This window comes from Lysobacter enzymogenes, assembly GCF_017168095.1.
GTDB lineage: Bacteria > Pseudomonadota > Gammaproteobacteria > Xanthomonadales > Xanthomonadaceae > Lysobacter > Lysobacter enzymogenes_D.
In genome coordinates, this window is record NZ_LXSD01000356.1 from 1 (window position 1) to 6,622 (window position 6,622).

Below are 6,622 nucleotides of genomic sequence, written 5' to 3' on the forward strand. Positions count from 1 at the left end.
CAGCGCCCGCAACCGCCAACGCTGCCGCGCCTGCATCGGCCGCAACGGCGCCCGCCGCCAAACGCCCGACGCCGGCGCCCTCGGCCGTGCTCGGCGGCAAGATGGACGCCGCGCGCCTGCTGCAGCTGATGGACGCCGGCAAGGAGCCGCTGCGCAAGTTCCTGATCAAGCACTCCAGCGACGCCGAGCGCGCGTTCTTCCTGCGCAGCGCCCAGCGCCTGCTGCCGCCGAACGCGCGCGCCGACATCAGCGTCAACGACTTCATCGTGGTGATCCCGGCCTTCACCGTCAGCGAACTCACCGCCGCGTTCCAGATCGGCTTCCTGATCTTCCTGCCGTTCCTGATCATCGACCTGGTGGTGTCGAACATCCTGCTCTCGCTGGGCATGATGATGCTCTCGCCCACCACCGTGTCGCTGCCGTTCAAGCTGCTGCTGTTCGTGTTGATCGGCGGCTGGGCGAAGCTGGTGCATGGCTTGGTGTTGACGTATGGCGGGTAAGGCGGTGGTTGAGGAACTGGGGCGGCGCGGCGATTTCGATGGCGCGCGAGCTCACGGCATCCACGAAACCGCAGTTTCCTGACTCCGCTCTTGCCGTCCCCAACCCCGCTCCGCACGCGCCGCCTCCCGCACTAACGGATCTCTCGCATGGGCGACATGCTCGAAATGACCAAACAGGCCCTGTGGCTGACCCTGCTGCTGTCGGGTCCGCCGGTGGTGGCCGCGGCCGTGGTCGGGCTGGTGGTGGCCTTCATCCAGGCCGCCACGCAATTGCAGGAGCAAACCTTCGCCTACGCGATCAAGTTCACCGTGATCGTGGTGACCTTGTTCGTCACCGCGTCGATGATCGGCGGCACCCTGTACACCTTCGCCGACCGCATCTTCCTCGACTTCCCCGGCATGATCCGGCACTGATGCGCGCGGCGCCGACGCGATGATCCTGGACGTCGAAAACGGCGGCAACCTGCTGCTCGCGCTGGGGCTGGTGCTGCCGCGCGTGCTCGGCGCGTTCATGATGCTGCCGCTGCTGACCTCGGAGAACATGCCGCCGCTGGTGCGCAACAGCTTCATGGTCTCGCTGGCGATCATCGCCATCCCGGTGGCGATGAACGGCGTGCCGCTGAGCCAGCTCAACGCGCTGCAGTTCGCGCCGATCATCCTCAAGGAACTGTTCATCGGCGTGTCGATCGGCTTCGTGTTCGGCATGGTGTTCTGGGCGATCAGCGCCGCCGGCAACGTCATCGACACCCAGGTCGGCATGACCCTGGCGCAGGTGTTCGACCCGATCCAGGGCCACCAGGCCTCGCTGCACGGCAGTTTCCTGTCGCAGTTCGCGACCTGGCTGTTCATGGCCAGCGGCGCGTTCCTGGTGTTCCTCGACCTGCTGATGGCCAGCTATGCGATGTGGCCGGTGGTGTCGTTCTTCCCGACCTTGCACGCGGCCGGCATGGAGCTGTTCGTCGGCCAGTTCAGTTACCTGATGAGCGCGCTGCTGGTGCTGGCGGCGCCGGCGATGGTGGTGCTGCTGCTGATCGACCTGTCGTTCGGCCTGGTCAACCGCTTCGCCCCGCAGCTCAACGTGTTCACCATCACCATGCCGATCAAGGCCTGGCTGGCGACCTGGATCGTGCTGCTGATGCTGGGGGTGTACGTGGAGATCGTGCTGGAGCGCATCTCCGGCAATCGCGGCTTGATCGAAGCCTTGAACAAGGCCTTCGGCGCGGCGTAATCGCGTTGCCGCTTTTTGTAGGAGCGGCGCGAGCCGCGACCGCGACAACACAACCACGACGGAAGTTGCGACGCAGTTGCGTTGTCGCGGTCGCGGCTCGCGCCGCTCCTACAGGGAGAAACGTGCAGGAGTAGAGCGCACGGAAAGCTACACGGCTTGCGTCAGCGCGGCTCGTCCAGCGGCGGCGGCAGTTCCGGCGCGCTGTCGTCGCCGTCGCGCAGGCGGCGCATGGTCTCGGCCCAGTGCAGCACTTCGGCCACGGCCTCGAAGAATTCGTTGCCGATGTACTCGTCCAGCTCGACCCGCTCGTGCAGGCCGCGCGCCAGCTCGATGTTCTGCAGGATCGGCACGCCGGCCTCGACCGCGGCGCGCTTGATCGCCTCGGCCATGTAGCCCTCGCCCTTGGCCACCACCACCGGCAGGTCGGTGATGCCGTGCTCGTACTGCAGGGCGATGGCGATGTGGGTGGGGTTGGTCACGACGACGTTGGATTGGCGGACGGCGTTGAGCATGTTCTGCTGCGACCATTCCTGATGCAACTGCCGGCGCCGGCTCTTCACGTGCGGGTCGCCCTCGTTCTCCTTGACCTCCTGCTGGATGTCGCGCCGGCTCATGCGCAACTGCTTGAGGTAGGAGAACTTCTGGTACCACACGTCGATGGCGGAGACGAAGAAGAACACGAAGATCGTCCACACCACGATCCGCACCAGGCCGTGCCAGATGCCCGAGCCCATCGCTTCGGGCGGCGCGTAGGGCAGCAGCATCAGCTGGCCGAGCATCTTGTAGATCACGAACACGCCGATGCCGATCAGCGCCGCGCTCTTGATCACCGACTTGACCAGCTCGACCACGTTGTCGAGCGAGAACATCTTCTTGACGCCCTCGGCCGGGTTCATCTTGTCCATCGCCGGCTTGAGCTTGCCCAGCGCCAGGATCGGGCCGACCTGCAGGAATTCGACGATCGCGCCGAGGAACACCGCCATCGCCAGCAGCGGCAGGGTCAGCCACAGCAGGGTTTCGAAGGCCGAACCGCCGACCTCGCGCAGGGCGTCGCCGAAGGGCTGGTTGACCGCCCTGAGGCTGGTCTCGAACAGGCGGATCAGCTTGAGCCGCATGAAGTCCATCATCAGCCAGCCGCACACCACCCAGCCCAGCACCAGCACGGTGCTGGTGAGCTCCTTGCTCTTGGCGACATTGCCTTCCTTGCGCGCGTCGCGGATCTTTTTCTGGGTCGGCGGCTCGGTCTTGTCGGCGCCCTGGTCCTTCGCCATGCGCGGCCCTGCTGCGGGAAGGGCACCGAGGCTAGCACGCAGGCCACAGTGCGGAAGTGGCGGCTGTCAGCAATCGCCGCCGGGCCTGCGACAGGCCGCGGCGGTCGGCGCCTGAACGCGCGATGGGCACGCCCACCGCACCTAGGGTCGCCCCGAGTTGGCCGTTTCCGCGCCCCGGGGCTACATTGCGCCCATCCCCCAAACCGCGACCGCCCCCACCGCCCGCATGAGCACCATCGGCCCCGATTCGCGCATCGACCGCACTGGCCTGGACAGCCAGACGCTGGAAGCGTTGCGCGTTCGCGAGCCGGCGGCGCAGGCGCCGGGCGCGCTCGCCGAGGCCGTCCCCGCCTATGCCCCGCCCGCGGTCGACCCCGGCGAGGAGACCCTCAACGCCGCCGCCTGGCACGGCGTGCCCGCCGGCGAGCGCCAGTTGCCCGGCGACACCCGCCTGGAGCACGAGCTGGGCCAGCTCGACCTGTCCGCCGCCGCCGACCGCGGCGCCGAGGCGGTGCTGGATTCGCTGACCGCCTGAACCGCGGCCGCCCAGGCTCCGGATCGATCCGCAGACCGGCCCGGCCGCCGCATCGCCGGCCCGCTCGGCTAGGCTACTAGCGCCCTTCGCCCTGCAGCGCCCGCCGTGACCGACTCCGTCCCCTCGCCCGAAGCCCTGCGCGCCGCCGCCGACCGGCTGGTGTCCGCGCTGGCCGCGCACAGCGACCCGGAGTACCGGCTCAGCGTGCTCAAGCGCGTAGTCCGGCGCCTGGGCGAGGACCGCTACCCCTTGTTCATCCGCCTGCTCGGCGTGGTCGCCGAGAGCGACGACGCGCGCGCCCAGCAACTGCTCGCCGACACCTTCGGCACCGCGCTGCGGCGCATGGACCTGCCCGGCGGCGCGCTCAGCTCCTGGGGCGCGACCCGGTTGCCGGATGCGACCGGGCCGGTCGCGGTCAGCGCGCTGTCGAGCCATTTCTTCGGCGCGACGCCGCGGCGCCAGCTGGGGCCGGTGGAATACCTGACCGTGTGGCATCTGCAGCGCACCCAGCGCACCGCGCTGGGCGCGCAGACCTTCCGCACCGCGCTGGCGCGGCTGATCGCCCTGCTCAACCGCAGCGAGGACGCGCGCACGCTGTATCCGCAGAAGCTCGCCGCGGATGCGCAGAACGAGATGGAAGGCGCCTACACCCGCGCCACCCGCGAGCGTCTGCGCGCGCTGGCCGATGCCTGGCGCGCGGGGCGCTCGCCGGAAGAGGTCGCGCAGGCGGTGCTGGATGTGGCGGAGGCGCCGTTGCCGAGCGGGTGGGTGGTTCGCGATCTTTGAGCGGCCCTCACCCCAACCCCTCTCCCGCGAGCGGGAGAGGGGCTTTGTTTCGCTATGGCGGGATCGAGCGCGAACTTTACGAGGCGGCGTCGCAAGCCCCTCTCCCGCTCGCGGGGTGAGGGGCTGCGCTTGCGAGCCATCGGCTCGCGCAGCACCGAACGCGCGAACGCTCTGCGTTCGGGCCGGGGTGGGGTTGGGGTGAGGGCCCACGCAAAAACGCCGCTGCGACACTGAGCCACATCCTTGCGCGCAGCGCCGGTGCTGCAATGCAGGCCTCTTCGCACCGAAGCCGCCCGCATGCGCGACCTGCCCGCTCCGCCTTCGCCCTCGCGTCGCCGCCTGCTCGCCGCGGCCGGCGCGGCCGCGCTGCTGAGCGCCTGCGGCCGCGCCGAACCCAAGCTGCAACTGCACGGCATCGACCTGAGCCTGCGCCCCGGCTTCGGCGGCGACTTCCGCCTGCTCGACCCGCAAGGCCGCGAACGCACTCTCGCCGATTTCTACGGCCGGCCGGTGCTGCTGTTCTTCGGCTTCACCCTGTGCCCCGACGTATGCCCGACCGCGCTGACCCGCGCGGTGCAGATCCGCAAATTGCTCGGCGCCGACGGCGCGCGCCTGCAGGTGCTGTTCGTGACCCTCGACCCCGCGCGCGACACGCCGCCGGTGCTGCAGGCCTACACCCAGGCCTTCGACCCGAGCTTCATCGGCCTGAGCGGCAGCGAGCAGCGCATCGCCGAGACCGCCAAGGCGTTCCGCGTGGTCTACGCGAAGGTGCCGACCGGCGCGACCTACACCATCGACCACTCCGCGCTCAGCTACGTCTACGACGCCCACGGCCGCCTGCGCATGGCGCTGCGCCACGAGCAGAGCGCGGCCGAGTGCGTCGACGACATCCGCCAGATCCTGTGAGGCTCGACATGCGTAGCGATCGTTTGCGTTGCCTGCTGTTCGCCGCCGCGCTGTCGTGCGCGGCGCCCGCCGCCTGGGCGCAAGTGGCCGTGGACGCGCCGTGGGTGCGCGCGACGGTCGCGCAGCAACCGGCCACCGGCGCCTTCATGCGGCTGACCGCGCCGCGCGACCTGCGCCTGGTCGGCGCGCGCTCGGCCGCCGCGGAACAGGTGGAAGTGCACGAGATGGCGATGCAGGGCCAGACCATGCGCATGCGCCAGATCGCCGCGCTGGCGCTGCCGAAAGGCCGCGCGGTCGCGCTGGCGCCGGGCGGCTATCACCTGATGCTGATCGGCCTGAAGCAGCCGCTGCGCGCGGGGCAGCAGGTCGCGCTGACCCTGATCTTCGAAGACGCGGCCGGCAAGCGCAGCGAGCAGGAAGTGCAAGCCGAAGTCCGCCCGCTCGCGACGCCGGCCTCGTGATCCCCCTGTAGGAGCGGCGCGAGCCGCGACCGCGACGACGCAACCATTGCGGAAGTTTCGGCGCAGTTGGGTTGTCGCGGTCGCGGCTCGCGCCGCTCCTGCAGGGGCTGGCGCTACAGCCCGACGACGCTGCGCTCCGGCCCCGGCCGCTTGCCGAGCTTGCGCTGCAGCGAGCGCCGGTGCATGCCGAGCAGGCGCGCGGTCGCCGAGATATTGCCGCCGGTGTCGTTGAGCGCCTGCTGGATGTGCTCCCACTCCAGCCGCCGCAGCGGCATCATCGTGTCCGGCGCCTGCGTCGGCAGCGGCGCGGTGTCGGGCGAATCGATGCCGAGCGCGGCCAGGATCGCGCCGACGCTGGCCGGCTTGGGCAGATAGTCGTCGGCGCCGCGCTTGATCGCGTCCACCGCGGTGGCGACGCTGGCGTAGCCGGTGACCAGGACGATGCGCATGTCGGCGCGCAGCTCGCGCAGCGGCCGGATCAGTTGCAGACCCGACTCCACGCCGAGCTTCAGATCGACCAGGGCGAACGCCGGCGATTGCTGCAACGCCAGGTCCAGCGCCTGGCGCACGCTGCCGGCGGTGCGCGCCTGGATGCCGCGACGGGCGAGGCTGCGTTGCAGGGTGGCGGCATAGGTGTCGTCGTCGTCGACGATCAGGCCCGGGCCGAGGGGGCCGTTCACAACGGCACGAGGGGGCGTGGTTGCGTTCATGCGCGGCATCCTACGCCGGGGCCCGCGCGGCGGGCGTGCGGCAAACTGCCACAGGACAAAGTGTCCAAGGGTGTGGTTGGGGCGGGAGACCTCGGAGCCATGTCGCGGTGAAGCCCTGGATGCCCGCCTTCGCGGGCATGACGGTGGGTAAGTTTCGCGGTATGGCGGCGATGGCTTTCGCCTCGCCTCTCCCAGATCGTCATCCCCGCGAAGGCGGGGATCCAG

General features: G+C 69.9%; 9 protein-coding genes. 7 read left to right on the forward strand and 2 right to left on the reverse strand.

Annotation, left to right across the window (positions count from 1 at the left end):
- The 3 genes from A7A76_RS13750 to sctT all read left to right on the forward strand — a co-directional run.
- A partial coding sequence (locus A7A76_RS13750) for an EscR/YscR/HrcR family type III secretion system export apparatus protein (protein WP_206411717.1) occupies positions 1 to 500 on the forward strand: 500 nt, incomplete at its 5' end.
- A gap of 147 nt (positions 501 to 647) precedes the next feature.
- On the forward strand, positions 648 to 914 hold the full coding sequence (gene sctS, locus A7A76_RS13755) for a type III secretion system export apparatus subunit SctS (RefSeq protein WP_074871139.1): 267 nt from the start codon (positions 648 to 650) through the stop codon (positions 912 to 914).
- Between the two features lie 19 nt (positions 915 to 933).
- On the forward strand, positions 934 to 1,728 hold the full coding sequence (gene sctT, locus A7A76_RS13760; protein ID WP_206411718.1) for a type III secretion system export apparatus subunit SctT: 795 nt from the start codon (positions 934 to 936) through the stop codon (positions 1,726 to 1,728).
- A gap of 161 nt (positions 1,729 to 1,889) precedes the next feature.
- Here the strand turns inward: sctT and sctU are convergent, their stop codons facing one another.
- The gene (sctU, locus tag A7A76_RS13765) at positions 1,890 to 2,999 is read right to left on the reverse strand and encodes a type III secretion system export apparatus subunit SctU (protein WP_206411719.1); all 1,110 of its coding nucleotides are present in this window, start codon (positions 2,997 to 2,999) and stop codon (positions 1,890 to 1,892) included.
- A gap of 226 nt (positions 3,000 to 3,225) precedes the next feature.
- On the opposite strand from sctU, the gene A7A76_RS13770 reads away from it, so the two are divergent.
- From A7A76_RS13770 to A7A76_RS13785, 4 genes are all read left to right on the forward strand, one after another.
- Entirely contained in the window at positions 3,226 to 3,534 is a 309-nt protein-coding gene (locus A7A76_RS13770) for a hypothetical protein (RefSeq protein WP_206411720.1), read from the forward strand.
- 105 nt (positions 3,535 to 3,639) lie between these two features.
- Positions 3,640 to 4,320 (forward strand): hypothetical protein, encoded by a 681-nt coding sequence (locus A7A76_RS13775; protein ID WP_206411721.1) that lies wholly within the window; start codon positions 3,640 to 3,642, stop codon positions 4,318 to 4,320.
- A 297-nt stretch (positions 4,321 to 4,617) separates the two neighbouring features.
- On the forward strand, positions 4,618 to 5,226 hold the full coding sequence (locus A7A76_RS13780) for an SCO family protein (RefSeq protein ID WP_206411722.1): 609 nt from the start codon (positions 4,618 to 4,620) through the stop codon (positions 5,224 to 5,226).
- An 8-nt stretch (positions 5,227 to 5,234) separates the two neighbouring features.
- Complete coding sequence (locus A7A76_RS13785) at positions 5,235 to 5,687, forward strand: copper chaperone PCu(A)C (RefSeq protein ID WP_206411723.1); 453 nt, start codon at positions 5,235 to 5,237, stop codon at positions 5,685 to 5,687.
- A gap of 113 nt (positions 5,688 to 5,800) precedes the next feature.
- Here the strand turns inward: A7A76_RS13785 and A7A76_RS13790 are convergent, their stop codons facing one another.
- Entirely contained in the window at positions 5,801 to 6,397 is a 597-nt protein-coding gene (locus tag A7A76_RS13790) for a response regulator transcription factor (protein WP_206411724.1), read from the reverse strand.
- Positions 6,398 to 6,622: the final 225 nt, after the last annotated feature.